At 72.6% G+C, this 650-nt stretch carries 1 pseudogene; it reads left to right on the top strand.

Features of this window, described 5'->3' with window-relative positions:
* A pseudogene (locus JNW98_RS35195) lies at nt 1-649 on the top strand (hypothetical protein); the annotation flags it as partial.
* Nucleotide 650: the final 1 nt, after the last annotated feature.

The following is a 650-nucleotide window of genomic DNA, read 5'->3' as shown; positions in this document are numbered from 1 at the left end:
CTGCATCCGCCGCCACACCCAGCTCCAGTCGCGGCTCCTGGAAGCCGGCCCGCTGTTCCGCGCCGAACAGGACCGGCAGGCGTTCGCCACCCCGTCCTCCGGCGCCGGCCTCGACCTCTATGGGCAGCTCCTCGCCCCCGTCCTGCCGCTCCCGCTCGAACAGGCCGGGCGCGTCACCGACGCCTTCTTCGCCCGCGGCACGGGTCTGCGCACCCCGGCGTCCGTCCGCGTCGGCGACCTGGTCGACCTGCTGCTGACGCCGCCTGCGGAGCGGGAGCATCTCGGCGCGGAGATGCCGGAGCCGGATCTGATCGCGACTCCCGACGACAGCCGCTTCAGTGAGGAGCAGCTCGCTCATGCGATGGAGTTGCTGACGCTGCCTGCGGACGCGCCGCGGCGGCTCTCGGGTCTGCTTGCCGAGGCGCGTCTCCGGGATCCGGAACTGCCGTACCTGGTCGCTCTGCTGGCGGTGCACGCGGCGAGCCCGGCGGTCGGTACTGCCTATCGGCAGGGGGAGCGGTCGCTGCTGTTCGCCGTGGACGACGGGACGGTGCTGGACGATCCGGAGTTCGGCGGGGCCGATTTGATTGTGGGCACTGCGCTGCTGGACGCGGCGGGTATGGCGGCGGATCGGTCGGAGGCGTCGTGAG

It is taken from the genome of Streptomyces huiliensis (assembly GCF_020037025.1).
Lineage (GTDB): Bacteria > Actinomycetota > Actinomycetes > Streptomycetales > Streptomycetaceae > Streptomyces > Streptomyces huiliensis.
Note: the sequence above shows the minus strand (reverse complement) of the source record. Positions and strands in the feature narration are given on the sequence as shown.